The organism is Sorangium sp. So ce119 (genome assembly GCF_051524405.1).
Lineage (GTDB): Bacteria > Myxococcota_A > Polyangia > Polyangiales > Polyangiaceae > Sorangium > Sorangium cellulosum_G.
Genome location: NZ_CP150311.1, coordinates 1,038,105 through 1,055,383 on the forward strand (window position 1 = coordinate 1,038,105; position 17,279 = coordinate 1,055,383).

A 17,279-nucleotide genomic window follows, 5' to 3' on the forward strand; every position below is an offset into this window, starting at 1 on the left:
CGGTTCAGGGCTCGCCGGCGAGCTTCTTCACCGCCGCGAGCAGCAGGTCCGGCTTGAACGGCTTGATGATCCAGCCCTTGGCGCCGGCTTTCCGGGCCTTCTCGATCAGCTCGGGTTGCCCCTCGGTGGTGAGCATGAGGATCGGGACGCCGGTCGCGAGGTTCTTGTCCCGGAGGCTCTGGATCATCTCGATGCCGTTCATCACGGGCATGTTCACGTCCGCGATGATCATGGCCAGATCCCCCTTGCAGGCGGCGACGGCGGCGACCGCGTCGCGGCCGTTGTCCGCCTCCAGCGTGCCGTAGCCCGCCCCCTGCAGCAGGATGCCGACCTGCTGGCGCACCGTGCTCGAATCCTCGACGAGAAGAATCTTCCTGGGCATCTGTCGTGTCTCTCCTTGGGCGCGCGGCCGCGCAGATCAGAACAGCAGCACTTCGCCTTCGCGCTGCGGGTCGGGCGCGCTCACTTCCTCGAGCTTCAGCGCCGCGTCGGGGGCAAGCGCGTCGAAGAGCACGACGAGCCGGTCGAGCCCTGCGTCGAACAGGAGCCGCCGGAAGCCCTCGCTCTGCTCCTCCCTGGCGCGCAGGTGATCGCCGATCGCGGCGCTCGGCGTCGAGAGCACGACGACGAGCCCGAGCGGGCGCAGGCGGTTCTTCACCCGCCCGAGGAGCTGGTTCGACAGCTCGCTCGCCCAGTCGCACACCATGTCCTCGTCGATCGGGCGCCGCGCTCGCAGCGGGTGGCTGCGCGTGATGAGCGCCACCGGGGCGACGAGCGTCAGGCTCCCGCGGAGATGATCGCCGGTGAAGCCGATGAAGGAGACCACCGCGTTGCCCGGCGTCACCTGCGGCTCCATGTCCTCCAGCAGCCGGAGCTCGACGCCGTTGTCGCGAAAAAGGTGGACGCACGACGCCGCAAGCTCGTCATGGATGCGGTGCCAGCTCTCCGGATTCATTCAGCTCTCCTCGATCTGTCGCTCTGCATTGTCGATGCGCTCACGGCGCCGCGCTCCGCTCGGCTCGCGCTCGGCGCCCCGCCGGCGCCGATCGGCGAGTGGCTCGCCCCGCCGCCCGGCGGGAGGCTCGGGCTCGAGCCGCCGAGCGGCGGGAGGCTCGGGCTCGAGCCGCCGACCGGCGGGTAGCTCGGGCTCGATGCGCCGCGCGACGCGCCGGCGAGGAGCCCGCCTCGCCGGCTCGACGGGGGCAGCGAGGCGGACGGCGCGCCCGCGGGCAGGGCGGAGGCCTCGTTCAGCTCCCGGGGGAACCGGAAGCGGAACGTCGTCCCCTCGCCGGGCGCCGTGTCGATCTCGACGCGGCCCGAGAGCCGCCGGCACTCGTGGAGCGCGACGCCGAGGCCGACGCCGCGGCCCGAGACGTCCGTGACCTGCTCGGCGGTGCTGAAGCCGGGGGCGAACAGCGCGGCCTCCAGATCCCGCCGCGTGGCGCTCGGCAGCCCGACGGCGGCCGCCTTCTCGCGCACCCGCTCCCAGTCGATGCCCGCGCCGTCGTCGCCGATCTCGATGACGATCTCGTCCGCCGTCACCCACGAGCGGAGCGTGAGCGCGCCGTTCGGCGGCTTGCCGGCCCGCTCGCGCGCCTCCGGCATCTCGATCCCGTGGTCCATCACGTTGCGCACCACGTGGCACAGCGCCTGCCACATCGCGGCGAAGCGCGCCGCGGGGAGCCGCACGCCCCCGGCGTCGATGCGCACGTCCGGCTTCGGCTTGCCGAGCCGCCGCGCCAGCGTCTCGGCCTGATCCTTCATCCGGTTGAACCGCACGTCGGTCCGCTCGTTGCGGAGCGCCCCGATCGCGCGCTCCAGCTCCGCGTGCTCGCGCCGCTGGCGCGCCATCTCGAGCAGGGCCTCGAGCTCCTCGTGGGCCACGTCGACGCGCATGGCCTGCGCCGCCCCGGCGAGCAGGCCGCTCACGCGCGCCACGAACGCGCACCACGCGTCCTTCAGCGCGTCGATCTGCTCGTCCGGCGGCAGCGCGCGCTCCTCGACGACGAAGCTCTCGATGTCGTGCGCCACGCTCGCCACGCTCGTCACGCCCCAGAGCCCGGCGTTCCCCTTGATCGTGTGCACGAGGCGCATCACGTGGTCCACCTCGGCGATCGCCCGCGCGCACACGGCGTCGACGAGCTTGCTCGTGTCGTTCACGAACCCGATGAGGCCGAGCCGGTCCTTCACGGCCCGCTCGAACACCTGGATGTACTCGCGCTGTCGCTCGTACTCCCGCAGGGAGTCCATCGTCGCCGTGACGTCGGTGATCACCATCAGCGCGCCGCTGAACTGGCCCTCTCGGGACAGGATCGGCTTGAAGCCGAGCGTGAGGTGGCGGCCGCCGCGGTGCAGGTGCTTCGGGAGCTGGTCGAGGACGACCTCGAGCGGGAGGAAATCGTCGCAGGCGGCCTCCCACCCCATCCTGAGGAAGGCGCGGGCCCGGGGGTCGTGGTCGGCGACGCGATCGGCGAAGTGCTCGTCGGGCGACGGCGCGCCGAAGAGGCGCTCGAACACGGCGGAGTACGCGGGCTCCATCGTGCCGTCCCGGCGGATGGTCACGAGGGCCTGATCGACGTTGTCGAGCACGAGGCGCATCTCCCCGTTGCGCTTCTCGAGCTCGCGGGTGCGCTCGGCGACGGTGGCCTCGAGGTTCTGCCGGTGGCCCTCGAGGGCCTCGTCGCGCGCCTGGATGCCCGCCAGCATCTCGTTGAAGGCGTCCGTGAGCGCCCCGAACTCGTCGTCGGCGGTCTTCCTGGCGCGCGTCGTGTAGTCGCGCGTCCGCCGGACGTGGGCCGCGGCCTCGCCGAGGACCTCGAGCGATCGGGAGATCCCCCGCACGAGGACGAACGCGAGCGCGACCGACATGAGGAGCACGAACGCCGAGACCGCGACGCCGTTGCGCACCGTCCGGCGCGTGTCCGCGACCTTGGCCGCCGCCGCGCGCCGCATGCCCGTGAGCGCCTCGAGCTCGATGGCGGCGAGCCGGTCGAGGCGCCCTTGCTGCGCGTCGAACCACGCGTCGTGATCGAGGGCCAGCGCCTCGTCCGTCGACGCGACGGCGGCGGCGCGCAGCTCCTGGGCGCGCCGCACGCGCGCGTCCGCGCGGGAAGCGTCGAAGAGCGCCCGCGCCGACTCGGACGCGTTGGCCATGAACACCTCGTGATAGAGCTCCTCCTCCGTCATCAAGGTGACCAGCGTCTTGAAGGCGCCGGGCTCGAACTGCGTGGACGCGAAGGCGTGCGCGAGCAGCGCGTGCTGGCGGCTGGCGCGCTCGGCGAACTCGTGCACGGCGACGAGCGACTGGATGCTGCGCAGGAGCTCGCCGTCGTCGCTCAGCTCGGAGAGCCCGGCGTTGGCCCGGATCAGGCTCACGTTGATGCCGCCGAAGACTTTGAGGACGCTGTCGAGCGGCACGGCCTTCGCGTCGGCCTGGCTCCGGAACGCGCCGAGCTCGCGGACGCGGTTGCGCGCGTCGGCGAGGTCGCGGGCCAGCCGGGGCGGCAGCCGGGAGAGGTCGCGCTCGGCCAGGAACGCGTCGAGGTGGGCGAGGCGCTCGTCGGTCGCCGTCCGCGCGGCGCTGAGCTCGCGGCTCGCGCGCGCGAGCGCCACGTCGCGCTGGAATGGTCGCGAGGCGCCCTGCGCGCCCTCGGCGTCCCTCGCCTCCTGGGGCCGGACCTCCAGCCCCTCCACGAGGGCGGTCCGCGCCCGCTCCTTCTGCAGCGCGTGCAGCGGCTCCGCCATGATCGAGGAGAGCTGCGCGAGGTCCTCGATCGAGCCGATCCCCGCCGCCCTCTCGGCCTGTCGCCGCGCGTCACCGACGATCATCGCCGCCAGCAGCAGGGCGCCCACGACGGGCACGCCGGCGAGCGACCAGAGCTTCAAGCGGATCGACGCGTTACGTAGTCTCGGCATGCACGCCCGTCCCCCCGGATTGGCTCGCGCGACAGAAAGGCCGCTCACCTCTCGTGTGCTCTCGAAGAAGGGGCTCCCGGCGAACGCCTGAGACCCCGCGCCTGGCGCTCACCTGGAGCATCGGACGGACAGAGCACCGCAAACGATCATCGAGGTGCCGAGGACCGGAGTCGCCGCCGAGCTTTCCCCGCGCACCCTGTGCGTCCTCATGATTCAGGCGCGCTCCTGATGCGACGTTTCACGTGCCCTGGTGACCAGTGCGCCCTATGCGCCGGAGCGAAGCGAAGCGCGTCGAGTTCACAATTTCCATCGTTCCTCTGTATGCTACGCGTGACGGTCGCGAGTCCGCAAGAGCGCGTGCGCCGTCGGCCGCCCGCATACCGAGCTCTGCGGACAGGGGAGAAAGCAATGGTGATGGGTCGGAGATCACAGCGGCGAGCGCGCGCATGGCGCCTCGCGCGCGCGTCGAGCGCTGCCATTGGCGGAGTGCTCGTCACGGCATCTCTCGCGCACGCGCAGGGCCAGGGCGCCGGCGTCGCGCCGGGGGCCGGGGCCGCGCCCGGAGCAGCCGCCGCGCCCGCCGCGCCGGGCGCCGCCGCCGCGCCCGCCGCGCCCGCCGCGCCCGCCGCGCCCGGAGCAGCCGCCGCGCCCGCCGCGCCCGGAGCGGCCGCCGCCCCCGCTACGCCCGGAGCCGTGCCCGCAGCGCCCGCCGCGACCGGAGCAGACGCCGCAGCGCCAGCGACGACCGGAGAGGCTGCTGTCGACGCGCGGCTCGCCGCCGCGGAGAAGCGGGCGGCGGAGCTCGAAAAGCGCCTCGCGGCGGTCGAGGACGCGCAGGCAGCGCCGGAGCAGGATGAGGGCAAAGAGCTACTCCGGCTTTACGGGTTCATCGACGCTGGCGTCCAGCGCCTGTGGGTCCCGGAGAGCTCGGTGCTCGCGGCCGCGTCCCCGCAGGCGAACGCCACGAACTTCGTCGTGGGGAACCTGAACCTCTACCTCGACGCGCAGCCGAGCGATCACTTTCGCTTTCTCGGGGAGCTGCGGTTCACGACCGCGCCGGGCGGCGCCCCGGTGCCGGTCCCGCCGACGACGCCGCTGCCGCCCGGGGTGGTCGGCCGGGTGACCACGCAGGAGTACGGGACCTACGACTCGACCGCGATCGCGCTCGGCTCGCCGCTCACCTATGGCGGTCTGGTGTCGATCGAGCGCGCCCACATCGACTGGACGCGCTTCAACCTCTTCAAGGTGCGCGTCGGGCAGTTCTTCACCCCGATCGGCATCTACAACGTCGACCATGGGAGCCCGGTGCTCATCACCGCCGCCATTCCCTACTTCATCACATCGCGCCTGTTTCCCACGCGGCAGACCGGCGTCATGCTCTACGGCAGCACGTTCACGGGCCCGTGGGAGCTCGGATACAACGCCTACGTGAGCAACGGGCGCAACGAGAACGCGCCGTTCGCCTTCGACGACACCCGCGGGTTCGGCGGCCGCCTGCACGCCAGCTACGAGGACCCGGGCAAGCTCGCGTTGAAGCTCGGGGCGTCGTTCATCGCGAGCAGCGCCCGCGACTGGGTCGCCGACTACAAGGTCGGAGAGCTCACTCCGACCATCGGCTCGACGTGGTCGTTCCGGGAGTACATCGGGGCAGGAGACGTCTCGCTCGACTTCGGGTCGACGCGCCTGCGCGCGGAGGCGGCGGTCGTCCGCGTGATCTTCGACGAAGGGAAACGCCAGGGGGGTGGCGGGCTCTTCGCGCCGGACGCCTGGAAGACCTCCACGTACGCGGTGGCGGCGCACCGGTTCGATTTCCTGAACATGGAGCCGTTCGTCATCGGCGCCGCCCTGCACGCGCCGTTCTTCGGCCACGACACGATGTTCCAGGTCGGCGGCGGTCTGAACTTCTACATCACCCCGGACGTCACACTCAGGACCCAGGTGCTGCGCACGATCATGACCGTCCTTCGAGATGAGGAGAGCGCGGTGCCGGGGATCCCCCCGGTGGAGGATTTCCATACCACGGCCGCGCTCGCCCGCCTGATCCTGGCCTTCTGAGAGAGGTTCGACGCAACCATGAAGCGTTTATCCCTTCTGCTCCTCCTGGCCCTGCTCGGCATGACCCCGTCCGCCTCGTCCTTCGCCGTGGAGGAGGAGATCGTCGTCGTCGTCAACCAGGCCAGCTCCGTCCGGGCGGCCGGGCGCGATACGCTCCGTCCGATCTTCCAGACGACGCGGACCGAGTGGTACGGCAAGTCGGCGGTGCCGGTGAACCTCCCCGACGACTCCTCGCTCCGGCAGCGCTTCGACAAGGCGGTGCTGGGCCTCGATCCCGAGGGCGTCGCCCGTTACTGGATCGACCGGAAGATCCGCGGCGGCGAGCGGCCGCCGCGCAAGGCGTCGAGTCCGAGCGCCGTCCTCCGCATCGTGGGCGAGGAGGCGGGCGGTATCGGGTACGTCGCCGCCGGCGACGTCAACCCCTCCGTCAAGGTGATCGCGCGCATCCGCGACGGCCAGGTCGTGCCGCCGTGAGCCTGTGGAGAGAGGAACGAACGATGGACATCCGCCCGTCTCGCATCATGTCGCCCACGCGTAGCGGGGCCCTTGTCGTCGCGCTCGGCGCCGTCTGCGCGGCGATGCTCATGGGATGCTGGGAGTCGGACCCCTGTGATCCGGGCCAGCTCGTCTTCATGAACGCGTGCATGACTCCTTTGCCGCCGACCGGCTCCACCGGCAGCACCACCGGCACCACCGGCACCGGCGACGCCACCGGCACCGGAAGCGCCACCGGCACCGGCGGCGCGGACGGCACCGGCGGCAGCGGCGGCGCAGGCGGCAGCGGTGGCGCGGGCGCCGCCGGCGGCGACGGCGGCGCTGCTGGCGGCGGAACCGGTGGCGGTGGCGGCGCCGGCGGCGGCAGCGCAGGTGGCGGCGGCGTCTAGTTCCGCCCGCCAGGAGTCCGGCCAGGGATCCGGAGAGAGATTTCAACGCAAAGGCGCAAAGACGCCAGGGCGCAAAAAGATGATTACAATGCCTTTTTGCGTCTTTGCGCTCTTGGCGCCTTTGCGTCGAAATCTCTGTCCTCTCTCGATGCAGATCCCTGGCAGGATCTCTGCCCCGCGGAACCAGGCTCCGTATCCGAGCACCGAAGACGCCGAGGTGGGCCCGTATCCGAAGCGGGCGCCCTCAGAACAGGATGACCTTGCCGTCGAGGGGGAGCGGCGACGCGTTCGAGAAGATCAGGGAGCCATCGTCGAAGTCGCCGCTCAAGGTGACGAACACCTCGCCCTTCAATGTCCTGAAAGAATAGCAGAACTGCTGCTTGCAGCTCCGGTGCCGGCGCTCCACGTCGCTCGGGTGGCGCAGCTGCGGCAGCTCGGTCTGCAGCGAGATCTGGAACCGCGCGAGGCGGCTCTTCACCTTGCCCATGAGCTGATTGGCGACCTCGCGCATCCAGTCGCTGAAGCCCTCGGGCATCGGCGGCAGCCCCTTCATGGCCCGGAACACACCAGGGTTCGCGGACAGGGCGAGCACGCCACAGAAGCCGGGAGCAAAGAAATCGATCGTGCTCGCCGGGTCGATGTGGAGGCGCGCCTCTTCACGACAATCGCCGGTGTCCGCCGGCGCAATGGCCACACCGTAAAAATGAAAGAGCTCCACGGTCGCGCCTTGAACGAGCACGTCGATGGTGCGTACTCTGCGCGACGGGGGTGGTCGTGAGGTAGGCGAAGGTTCGCTGGGCGGGGCGGGACGCGAAGGCGCGGGCGGCGGCACGCTCCGCCGCGACGGCTCGCTGGGTGGGGCGGGACGCGAGGGCGCGGGCGACGAAGTGTTCCGCGGCGAAAGCTCGCTGGACGGGCGCGAGGGCACGGGCGACGGCACGTTCCGCTGCGAGGGGCTCACATCGCGGCGCTCGGTGCTCGGGGGCTCAGCACCGCTGTGTCCCGGCCGCGTGTCGGCCTGACGTTGCCCGATGGTACCACGCCGACGCACCATGATAAACGCACAGTGTACCCTACCTGTGCCCCCTCCGGCAATGCCGTTCGCGGATGAAACTCGAATACACACGTCCGCCGACACGTGCCCCTGAGAGAGTCCTCTGCCGCGTCTCACACGCGTCTCACGCGTCTCACGCATGCCAGGCGCCCGATGCGCGATTGCCGCGACGCGTTGCGCCCCCCTGCGCCGCATCCGCTCACACGTTAGTTTTCCGTATCTGCAAACATCGCATGTTCCTGTCGTCTTTCATGCGGAACATGTCGCTCCTGCCCTGCGAACCGCCCTCGCCCTGGGGCCCTCCGCCGCCGCCGCCGGCCGGAGAGCCCGCCGTCGAGGTCGAGCTGGCCGGATGAGCGCAGGTGTCCGTCGGACAGCCGCGCGCGCCTCATCGCGGCTTCCGGGATCGTCCTCCGCTCATCGTCGCGGAGAGCCACCCGCGGAGCGCCGCGATCTCCTCGCGGGCCGCTGCGCCCTCGAGGTGCACGAGGTGATAGCGATGGCCGTCGAGCACCGGACCGAACGGCTGCACGAGGGCGCCGCTCTTCAGGTCGTCGGCCCTCACCGGTGACGGGCCGCTGGATCCAGGCAGCACGACGAGCTCGGCGACGAGCGGCTCAGCGCGTCGATCGCGAGGGCGGAGCGCAAGGTGGATGCGCTCGTCGACCGCCTGCTGGCGGCGCGCCCCCCGGCGACACGCCGCGCGGTGAGGGCTGGCACGGCGAGGTCCACGAGCCCGTTGACACCGGCGAAAGTTCCAGGATTCCCTGGTCCTCGATGCTGAAGCGCAGAGATTTCCTTCGAGCCACCCTCGTCACCGCCGGCGCGCTCGCCGTCCCGGCCTGCGGCGACGATCCCGAGATCATCGACCCGGTCCTCGACGACCGCAATCTGACCGACGGCGCCGAGTTCTTTCCCCAGTCGATCGCGTCCGGCGATCCTCGCCCCGACGGCGTCATCCTGTGGGCGCGCGTGCAGGACGGCGAGGAGGATCGCGACCTCGAGGTCGAGGTCGCGACCGACGCCGAGTTCACGAAGCGGGTGGCGCTCGACGCCGGCCAGTCGAAGGTGAAGGCGCTCGCGCGGCACGATCACTGCGTCAAGGTGAAGGTCCGCGGCCTCGCGGCCGGCACGGTCTACTACTACCGCTTCATCTACGTGAAGGGGGACAAGAACTACGTATCTCGCGTGGGACGCACCAGGACCGCGCCGGCCGAGGACGCCGACGTCAACGTGCGCTTCGCCTACGTGTCCTGCCAGGATTACATCGGACGCCACTACAATACCTACCTCGCGCTCGCCGAGGAGGAGCTCGACTTCTTCGTCCACCTCGGCGACTACATCTACGAGACCACCGGCGACCCCAGCTTCCAGAACACCACCGGGCGAGGAATCGAGCTCACCGACGTGGACGGCGCCATCCCGCTCGCGGACGGCGCGTTCCACGCGGCGAGGTCGCTCGGCAACTACAGGGAGCTCTACAGGACGTACCGCTCCGACGCGAACCTCCAGAAGGTTCACGAGAGCTTTCCGATGATCGCCACCTGGGACGATCACGAGTTCTCGAACGACGCTTACGGCGCCACGGCCACGTACTCCGACGGCCGCATCGACGAGACCGACGTCGATCGGCGCAAGGCCGCCAACCAGGCCTGGTTCGAGTACCAGCCCGTCGACTACGGCGAGGACTTCGAGTACGACCCCGGCGCGGAATTCCCGGGCGATATCCGAATCTACCGCGACTTCGTGTTCGGCCGGCACGTCCACCTGGTCATGACGGATCTGCGCAGCTACCGGCCGGATCACCTCATCCCCGAGGGCGCCTTCCCCGGCAAGGTGGTGCTCGACCAGGCCAGGCTCCTGGAAGAGCTCAACGATGTCCCCGAGCTCGCCCAGCCCTACGTGGACATCGAGGGTTACGGCGACGGCATCTATGCGTCGGCCCTCACCGGGGCCGCCCAGGCCGCCGGCTACGACGCCGCCGACGTGACGGGGAACATCAGCGTCGCCTTCGTCAACCAGGTCGTCGCCGGCGTGAACGAGGGCCTGCCGGAGGACATGCAGATCCCGCTCATCGGCGCCGAGGAGCAGGCGTCCCTCGAGCGGGGCATCGCGTACCTGGATCTCGGCAAGACCGGCATGCACAGCTCGATCGGCTCCCGTTACTTCGCCGTCAAGGACACCGTCGATATCTACGGTGCCATTCGCTACAACGAGACGCAGGGCGCGAGCGAGGACGTCATGGGCGCCGAGCAGGAGTCCTGGTTCCTCGAGACGATGGAAGGCTCGAAGGCGACCTGGAAGGTCTGGGGCAACGAGTACTGCCTCCTCCCGCTCGCCATCGATCTCTCCGCGAACAGCGTCCCCGAGCAGTTCAAGCAGCGCTTCTACATGAACCTCGACGCCTGGGACGGCTTCCGCAACAAGCGGAACGAGCTCCTGGAGCGGCTCGTCGACGTCGGGAACGTCGTGGCGATCACCGGCGACATCCACGCCTTCTACGCGGGGACGGCCGGGCTCGACGGCGATCCGACGAAGAGGATCGTCGAGTTCGTGGGCGGCGCTGTCTCGTCGGCGCCCTTCCGCGAGATGCTGCAGGGCCAGGTGGCGGCCGATCCGGTGCTCAGCGCGGTCCCGGGGGCCGCGCTGCTCGCCGCCGGCATCGACAACCTGCTCACGTCGTCAACGACGAAGGTCAACCCGCACCTCGCCCACGCCAACAGCTACGCCCACGGCTACGTCGTGGTCGAGGCGAACGGCGACGAGCTCGTCGTCGACATGCGGAGCATCGACCCCACCGCGGTGAAGACCGACTACACGGCGAGGCGCGGCGACCTGGAGGTCCGCAGCAAGCGGTTCCGCACCCTGGCCGGGGAGAGCGACATCTACCGGGACGACGACGGCACCTGGAGGCGCTGGGACGCCTCCACGATGAAGTGGATCTGATCCGCCCCGGGCAAGGGCCCGGTCACGCGTGCGGCTCCGCTCGCGTACCCGACACCGCCATGCTCTTCCACCGGGACTGCGCTCACGCCCGCAAGCCCACCTGAGCGCGCCTCCGGTGCTCCCCGGCTCGTGACATTCCGGTGACCTTCCCGTGCGACCCTGGGGCCGTGCTCTCCCCCCGGGCCAGCCGCCTGCGCGACTGGGCGCTCTTCGCCGCCGCCGCGACCGTCCCCGCGATCTGCGTCGGCGTCCTCGGCCTCCGCGCTGTCTCCAACGAGGCCGACGGGGCCCGCCGCGAGGTGGCGCTCGGCCTCGCCACCGCCTCCGACCGTCTGTCGCGCGCGATCGACCAGGAGACCGACCGCGCCGCCGCCGCCCTCGCCGCCCTCCCGATCGACGCCGGCCCCCCCGAGGCCGCCGCGGCGGCGCTCGCGGGGATCGCCCCGCCGTTCGCCGCGCCGGTGCTGCTCGCGCCGGATCGCTCCGTGCTGCTGCCGCCCCAGGCCGCGCCGCCGCCCGCGCCCGCGCCCGCGGGGTGCGCCGCGCTCGCCCGCGCCGCGGCCGCGCCGGACGCCCGGGCCCGCGCCGGCGCGCGGCGCGACTTCCTCGCGCGCTGCGCCGAGGCCAGGTCGCCCGCGGGGCGGTGGCTCTGGCCCGTCCTCGCGCTCGACCCCGCGGCCGACGGCGCCGTCGACCAGGGCGCCGTCGCCGCGTGGCTCGAGGCGCACGCGGCGGGGCTCTCCGAGGCGGAGCGGAAGGCCACCGCGATCGAGGTGGACGCCGCGCTCTCGGGCGAGCCGCGCGGGCGGGCGCGCGCGGCCCTCGCCGCCCCGCGCCCCGAGCGGGACGCGCTCGTGGCCGAGCTCCGGCGCGGAGGCCTCGACGCCGCGCTGCGCGCGCGCCCCGACGCGCGCGGGCTCACCTCGTTCCGCGCGGGCGCCGCCGCGGGCACGCTGCGGGCGCTCCCGGACGGGCGCTCCGCCGGCTTCGTGATCCACGCCGGCTCGCTCGCCGGCTGGCTCCGCGGCGACGCGCGCCCGCTCTCGCCCGACGTCCGCGCCGACGTCGTCGCCGGCGCGGACGTCGCCGGGCGAGCGCCGGCCGGGCCCGAGCTCGGCGGGGCGCCCGCGGCCCTCCTGCCGATCGCGCCCGGGCTCGCCGTGCGGCTCTCCCCCGCGGATCCGGCGGCCGTCGAGCGGCACGCGGCGCGCGGCAAGCGGCTGCTCGTCGGCGTCGGCGCCGCCGCCACGGCCCTCGCCCTCGGGCTGGCCGCGCTCCTGTTCGCGCGCATGCGCGCCGCGCGGCGCTCCAGCGAGCTGCGCACCGACTTCGTCGCCGCCGTCTCCCACGAGCTCCGGACGCCGATCGCGTCGGTGCGCATGCTCGCGGAGCTGCTCGAGGAGGGGCGGCTCGCGCCCGACGAGCACCGCGAGGTGTTCGACGCGCTCGGGCGCGAGGCGCGGCGGCTCGGCGACACCGTGGAGCGGCTGCTCGGCTTCAGCCGGATGATGGCCGGACGCGCGGCCGCCGAGCGCGCCCCGGCCCGCGTCGCCGAGGCGGTCGCGGCCTCGATCGACACGTTCGAGGAGCGGAACCCGGAGATGCCCCGGGTCGCGCGCGATCTCGACCCGGCCGCCGAGGCGAGCATCGACGCCGGCCAGATCCAGCTCGCGGTCGACAACCTCCTCGCCAACGCCCTGAAGTACGCGCCGCTCGCCGCCCCCTACCGCGTGCGCGTCGCGCGCGAGCGGGGCGGCGTCGCGATCGTCGTCGAGGACCGCGGCCCGGGCGTCGCCCGGCGCGACCAGCGCCGCATCTTCGAGCCGTTCGAGCGCGCCGACGACCGGCTGAGCCGCGCCGTCTCCGGCAGCGGCATCGGCCTGTCGCTGGTCCGGCACGTCGCCCGCGCGCACGGCGGCGCCGCCCGCGTCGACAGCGAGCCGGGCCGCGGCGCCGCGTTCACCCTGTGGATCCCGGGACCGCCCGGACCCGAAGGACCGAAGGAGCAGACGCCATGACCCAGAAGACGCCCGAAGGCAGGCTGGAGACCGTCCTCGTCGTCGAGGACGACCCGACGCTGCGCCTCGGCCTCCAGAAGACGCTGCGATCCGCGGGCTTCCGCGTCGAGGTGGCGAAGACCGGCGCCGAGGGGCTCTCGATGGCGCTCGCCGCGCCGCCCGATCTCGTGCTGCTCGACGTGATGCTGCCCGGCATGAACGGCTTCGAGATCTGCGAGGAGCTCCGGCGGCGCGACGCCGACCTGCCCATCCTGATGGTCACCGCCAAGGGCGAGGAGCAGGACAGGGTGCGAGGGCTCCGGCTCGGCGCCGACGACTACATCGTGAAGCCGTTCGGCGTCTCCGAGCTCCTCGCCCGCGTGGACGCGGCGCTGCGGCGGCGGCGGCTCGGCGACGCCGAGCGCGCCGTCGTGCGCTTCGCGGAGGTGGTCGTCGACTTCCGCGCCCACCGCGTGGAGCGGCGCGGGGCGCCCGTCGAGCTCACGGCGCTCGAGATGAAGCTCCTGCGCTTCTTCGTCGAGCGCGAGGGCGCGCTCCTGCCGCGCCAGCGCATCCTCGACGCGGTCTGGGGCGCGGACTACTTCGGCACCGATCGCACCGTCGACAACTTCATCAACCGCCTGCGCGCGAAGCTCGAGCCCGACCCGCGATCACCGCGGCACCTCGTGACCGTGCGCGGCGCCGGATACCGGTTCACCCGCGCTCCGGCGCCGGAGACAGAACGGTGACCTGGCGAAGACGGAGCCAACAAGGCCAGCGCGCAGACTGCCCCTCACGCGCCGCCGCAAACGGGCCGCGCGCAGGAGGACGAGGATCGCCATGAACATCATCCATCACCCCGCCGTCGCCGCCGTCATCGCCGCTGGACTGCTCTCGCTGGCCTCGTGCACGGAAGGGCCGGAGACCGCCGCGCCGGGCGCCGAGGCGCGCGTCGACCTCGTCGACGGCGCGGACAGGCGGCCCGACATCTCGCTCGCGATCGAGCAGGCCGAGCGCAGGCTCGACGCGGGCCGGGAGATCGCCGCCGCGCGGCGGGCGCTCTCCGACGTGCTCGCCGAGCCGTCGGTGACGCCGGATCAGCGCGACCAGGCGAGGCTCGCGATGAGCCGGGTGCTCGAGGCGGAGGGCGACCAGGAGGCCGCGATCGCCGCCGTGGAGTCGCTCCTCGGCGACCACGTCGTCGGCGAGCCCTGGCCGCTCCAGAGAGCCGCCGAGCGGCGGCTGCGCCTCCTCGTCACCGGGAGCGAGGAGAAGCCGCTGCCGGAGGAGCCGTCCGGCCCGGAGCGGGCGTCGCCGTTCGCCCGCGCGCTCGCGCGGTATTTCCCCGTGCCGGAGTCGGGCCCCCGGGAGCTCACGGTCACCGTGCTCGCGTTCGGCGGGAGCCGGGAGGTGAGCGAGCGGCTCGGGACCTTCGCTGTCGCGCGCGCGATCCGCGCGATCCGGCGGGAAGCCTGCCCGCGCTGCGACGACCAGGTGGCGATCAACAACATGTCCCACGGGACCGACGGCTGGGCTCAGATCCCGGCGTCCCGGCCGCTGCTCGGGTCGAGCCTCGCGGTCTTCTACTTCGACCTCGGCAACCAGCGCATCCCCGCGCGGTACGACGCGGATCTGCCCCTGCCCACGGCGGACATCGTCGCGCGGCTCGAGAAGGGCGAGGGGCTCATCGCGGTGCGCGAGCGCGGCGGGGCGCCGCCGGCGATCCTGATCGCCGCGCCGCGCCAGGCGCAGCTCCCCGTGGTCGAGGAGGCGCTCGCCGCGATGCACGAGCTGCCCGCCGGGCCGGTCGCGGTGCCGCTGCCGGACGGCCTCACGCCGGCCGAGATCCAGGCCGTGGTGCGGGGCTCGTTCGGGCGCTACCGGGTCTGCTACGAGGAGCTCCTCGCGCGGAGCCCGGCCGCGGCGGGGTCGATCCCGCTCACGTTCGCGATCCTGGGCGACGGGACGGTGGCCGACGCCGCGGTCGATACGGCCAAGTCGACGCTGCGCGACGCGACCCTGGAGCGGTGCATGGTGGCCGCGACGAGCGCGCTGACGTTCCCGGGTATCGGGAAGAAAACCACGGTCGTCTATCCGATCGAGTTCTCCCCCGGCGACTGAGCGCGCCTCGGCCAGCCCGGCGGGCGCGTCAGGCCGCGCTCCCGCCCGCCTCCCCGGACGGCGCTTGCCCGGGGAACAGCGTGGGGTCGAGCCGCTCCGTCAGCGCGAGGAGCTGCCCCAGGTTCTTGAAGTGCAGCTTCCGCAGCCGGCCGAGCGCGCCCGTGTGCTGCTGCATGAGCTCGTTGATCCACGCCCCGGAGATGCCGCCCCCCTCGAGCGGCGCGACGAGCGCCTCGGGCAGCAGGAAGCGGTGGAGCAGCGTACCGCGCTGGAGCAGCGCGAGCTTCGGCGGGACGAGCGGCTTCGTCGCCCGCAACGTCTCCTCGAGGGCGGCGCGCGCCGCGGAGAGGACCTCCGCGAGGCCGCGGAACTCGTGCTCGGACAGCTCGGTGCCCCCCCGGAGCCCCTGGAGCGCGCCCTCGAGCGCCTCGTCGAGCGCGTTGTGCTTCACGACGAGCCTCTGGATCACGAGGAGGAACCGGTAGCGCTGGAGGAGCTCGGCCCTCGCCTCCGGGTCGTCCGCCGAGCAGGCGTAGACGTGGCGGAAGAACGCCTGATCCGCCCCCTGGAGCGCCGCGAGCTCCGCCCTGAGCTCGCGCTGGACCTCCCCGGAGAGCGCGATGATCCCGTCCCGGGTGCGCTGCGCGCCGCGGAACTCGGCGGTCTTGCCCTTCAGCCGGACGCGGTCGGCCGACAGCGCCTCGATGAGCTCGCTCTCGCCGCGGAGCGCGTCCACGCGCGCCATGCGCTCCTTCAGCGCGTCGCCGGTGAACGGCAGCACGGCGGCGCGCAGCGCGCCGCGATCGAGCGCGCCGCTCGCCGCCTCGGCGTCGATCGCGGCCGCGGCGGCGTCGAGGTCGCCGGGGTCCAGCACGCGGTTCTCGTAGAGGCCGTGGTAGTGCTCCGCCTGGCGCATCTCGCCGCGCTCCTCCTCGATGAGCGCGGCGATCTCCTCGGCCGGGAGCAGCTCGCGGGCCTTCCGCCCGAGCGCCTCGTACACGGCGCGCGACATCTTCCTGCGCAGCGCCTTGCGCTCCACGAACAGCGAGAACGCCGGGCGCCTGTCCTCCGGCGCGGCGACGTACACGCGCTTCGCGTTCGCCTCGCGCTCGTGGTTCGGCGGGTGGGTCGCCCAGAGCGAGCTCACCCGCTCCGCGGGGCTCGCGAAGTGCAGCGTCGGCCCCCGCTCGTACCGCGCGAGGATCGGCCCGAGGCGCTCCCGGGCGCCGGGCGCCTTGCCGAGCCGCGCGTCGAGCTGGGTCAGCGATCGCTCCACCTGCGCGAACACGTCCTCGGAGTACTTGCCGTGCTCGGCGACGCTCGCGAGGCCGCCCAGCGCGTCGCGGTAGGCGAGCGCCGCCCGCTCCGCCTTCCACAGCCCGGAGACGATCGCGTCGCTGCCCGCGATGCGCACGGCGTGGAGGTCGGCGTTGAACTCCATCTGACGCGCCAGCGACAGGTTCGCGAGGTTGATCCCCCGGAAGACGAGCTCGAGCAGCTTGCGCAGCACCCACACGATGCCGCTCAGGATCCAGGCGGGGAAGCTCAGCCGGATGTCCACGCCCCGCCATTGATTGAGCGCTCTGTCCCACGCGTCGCGGCCGAACACGATGTCTGCGACGACGCCGTTCGCGACGTACACATACTGGCCGAGCTTCATGCTCGCCTGCGAGAAGTGCCCGAACTCGTGGGCCAGCACGGCCTTGAGCTCCGAGAGGTCGAGGGCCGACACGAGGCCGAGCCCGATGACGAGGTTCTTGCGAACAGGCCAGATCAGGCTGAGGAGCGACTGCGGATAGGACACCGCCGCGTTCACGTCGTGCGAGAGATAGACCTTGCCCGGGAGGCGGCTGCCCGCGTCCTCGCAGAGCCGGCGGAGGAAGGCGAAGAGCCGCGGCTGGTCGGCCTCCGTCACCTCGACGAGGCCCTCCGACGAGAACGGGCGGTTGTGGAAGAGGCCCTTCAGCAGGAAGAGGAACAGCATCCCGCTCGCCGCGACCGCGCCGAGGTTGAGGATGATCCCTTTGCCGGGCAGCCACGCCATCTCGAAGAGCGTGAGGTAGACGAGGTAGCCCGAGGCGGCGAGCAGCGCGAGGTAGAGCGCAACGAAGGTGAGCAGCGAGGCGAGCACGAGGACGACCCGGAGCCTGTACCCGGGCGTGACCTGGACGGGCGGCAGATCTCCGGCCGGCCCGACGGGATAGACGTCGCGCTTCTTCCTGGGGGCCGCGTCCCCCGTTTCCCCCTCCTGCGGCGTCGATGGGAGCTCGTCATGATCCTTGGAGTCATTCGCTTCCACCATCACGC

General features: G+C 72.4%; 13 protein-coding genes. 7 read left to right on the plus strand and 6 right to left on the minus strand.

The window, feature by feature from the left end; translation table 11 throughout:
• Positions 1-4 precede the first annotated feature (4 nt).
• The 3 genes from WME76_RS48215 to WME76_RS48225 are packed head-to-tail and all read right to left on the minus strand — an operon-like array spanning position 5 to position 3,915.
• On the minus strand, positions 5-382 hold the full coding sequence (locus WME76_RS48215) for a response regulator (RefSeq protein ID WP_437288974.1): 378 nt from the start codon (positions 380-382) through the stop codon (positions 5-7).
• 36 nt (positions 383-418) lie between these two features.
• Positions 419-955 (minus strand): chemotaxis protein CheX, encoded by a 537-nt coding sequence (locus WME76_RS48220; protein ID WP_437962958.1) that lies wholly within the window; start codon positions 953-955, stop codon positions 419-421.
• Positions 952-3,915 carry a nitrate- and nitrite sensing domain-containing protein gene (locus WME76_RS48225; protein ID WP_437962959.1) on the minus strand — a complete coding sequence of 988 codons (2,964 nt, stop codon included), beginning with the start codon at positions 3,913-3,915 and terminating at the stop codon, positions 952-954. The genes WME76_RS48220 and WME76_RS48225 overlap by 4 nt, the downstream gene beginning before the upstream one ends.
• A 486-nt stretch (positions 3,916-4,401) precedes the next feature.
• Here WME76_RS48225 and WME76_RS48230 point away from each other — a divergent pair, with 486 nt between their 5' ends.
• Genes WME76_RS48230 through WME76_RS48240 form a run of 3 tightly spaced genes read left to right on the plus strand, consistent with a single transcriptional unit; the run spans position 4,402 to position 6,854 of the window.
• Positions 4,402-5,970 carry a hypothetical protein gene (locus WME76_RS48230; RefSeq protein WP_437962960.1) on the plus strand — a complete coding sequence of 523 codons (1,569 nt, stop codon included), beginning with the start codon at positions 4,402-4,404 and terminating at the stop codon, positions 5,968-5,970.
• A gap of 18 nt (positions 5,971-5,988) precedes the next feature.
• Positions 5,989-6,444, plus strand: a complete 456-nt coding sequence (locus tag WME76_RS48235) for a hypothetical protein (protein ID WP_437962961.1) — start codon at positions 5,989-5,991, stop codon at positions 6,442-6,444.
• Positions 6,445-6,467: 23 nt separating this feature from the next.
• Positions 6,468-6,854 (plus strand): hypothetical protein, encoded by a 387-nt coding sequence (locus tag WME76_RS48240; protein ID WP_437962962.1) that lies wholly within the window; start codon positions 6,468-6,470, stop codon positions 6,852-6,854.
• A gap of 244 nt (positions 6,855-7,098) precedes the next feature.
• Here the strand turns inward: WME76_RS48240 and WME76_RS48245 are convergent, their stop codons facing one another.
• Positions 7,099-7,593 (minus strand): chemotaxis protein CheX, encoded by a 495-nt coding sequence (locus tag WME76_RS48245; RefSeq protein ID WP_437962963.1) that lies wholly within the window; start codon positions 7,591-7,593, stop codon positions 7,099-7,101.
• Positions 7,594-8,296: 703 nt separating this feature from the next.
• Positions 8,297-8,503, minus strand: coding sequence for a hypothetical protein (locus tag WME76_RS48250; protein ID WP_437962964.1), 207 nt, complete (start codon positions 8,501-8,503; stop codon positions 8,297-8,299).
• A gap of 182 nt (positions 8,504-8,685) precedes the next feature.
• Here WME76_RS48250 and WME76_RS48255 point away from each other — a divergent pair, with 182 nt between their 5' ends.
• The 4 genes from WME76_RS48255 (at position 8,686) to WME76_RS48270 (ending at position 14,972) form a co-directional block, all read left to right on the plus strand.
• The gene (locus WME76_RS48255) at positions 8,686-10,854 is read left to right on the plus strand and encodes an alkaline phosphatase D family protein (RefSeq protein WP_437962965.1); all 2,169 of its coding nucleotides are present in this window, start codon (positions 8,686-8,688) and stop codon (positions 10,852-10,854) included.
• Positions 10,855-11,021: 167 nt separating this feature from the next.
• Positions 11,022-12,872, plus strand: coding sequence for an ATP-binding protein (locus WME76_RS48260; protein WP_437962966.1), 1,851 nt, complete (start codon positions 11,022-11,024; stop codon positions 12,870-12,872).
• Complete coding sequence (locus WME76_RS48265; protein WP_437962967.1) at positions 12,869-13,600, plus strand: response regulator transcription factor; 732 nt, start codon at positions 12,869-12,871, stop codon at positions 13,598-13,600. Before WME76_RS48260 ends, WME76_RS48265 begins: the two co-directional genes overlap by 4 nt.
• A gap of 91 nt (positions 13,601-13,691) precedes the next feature.
• Entirely contained in the window at positions 13,692-14,972 is a 1,281-nt protein-coding gene (locus WME76_RS48270) for an AgmX/PglI C-terminal domain-containing protein (RefSeq protein ID WP_437962968.1), read from the plus strand.
• Positions 14,973-15,000: 28 nt separating this feature from the next.
• Here WME76_RS48270 and WME76_RS48275 read toward each other — a convergent pair whose 3' ends face one another.
• The gene (locus WME76_RS48275; RefSeq protein WP_437962969.1) at positions 15,001-17,274 is read right to left on the minus strand and encodes a M48 family metalloprotease; all 2,274 of its coding nucleotides are present in this window, start codon (positions 17,272-17,274) and stop codon (positions 15,001-15,003) included.
• Positions 17,275-17,279 lie beyond the last annotated feature (5 nt).

Excerpts from the sequence above, each read along its gene's own strand:
- WME76_RS48225 (WP_437962959.1), bottom strand. The coding sequence starts at position 3,915 with ATGCCGAGACTACGTAACGCGTCGATCCGCTTGAAGCTCTGGTCGCTC.
- WME76_RS48270 (WP_437962968.1), top strand. The coding sequence starts at position 13,692 with ATGAACATCATCCATCACCCCGCCGTCGCCGCCGTCATCGCCGCTGGA.
- WME76_RS48215 (WP_437288974.1), bottom strand. The coding sequence starts at position 382 with ATGCCCAGGAAGATTCTTCTCGTCGAGGATTCGAGCACGGTGCGCCAG.
- WME76_RS48240 (WP_437962962.1), top strand. The coding sequence starts at position 6,468 with ATGGACATCCGCCCGTCTCGCATCATGTCGCCCACGCGTAGCGGGGCC.
- WME76_RS48275 (WP_437962969.1), bottom strand. The coding sequence starts at position 17,274 with ATGGTGGAAGCGAATGACTCCAAGGATCATGACGAGCTCCCATCGACG.
- WME76_RS48235 (WP_437962961.1), top strand. The coding sequence starts at position 5,989 with ATGAAGCGTTTATCCCTTCTGCTCCTCCTGGCCCTGCTCGGCATGACC.
- WME76_RS48255 (WP_437962965.1), top strand. The coding sequence starts at position 8,686 with ATGCTGAAGCGCAGAGATTTCCTTCGAGCCACCCTCGTCACCGCCGGC.
- WME76_RS48265 (WP_437962967.1), top strand. The coding sequence starts at position 12,869 with ATGACCCAGAAGACGCCCGAAGGCAGGCTGGAGACCGTCCTCGTCGTC.
- WME76_RS48220 (WP_437962958.1), bottom strand. The coding sequence starts at position 955 with ATGAATCCGGAGAGCTGGCACCGCATCCATGACGAGCTTGCGGCGTCG.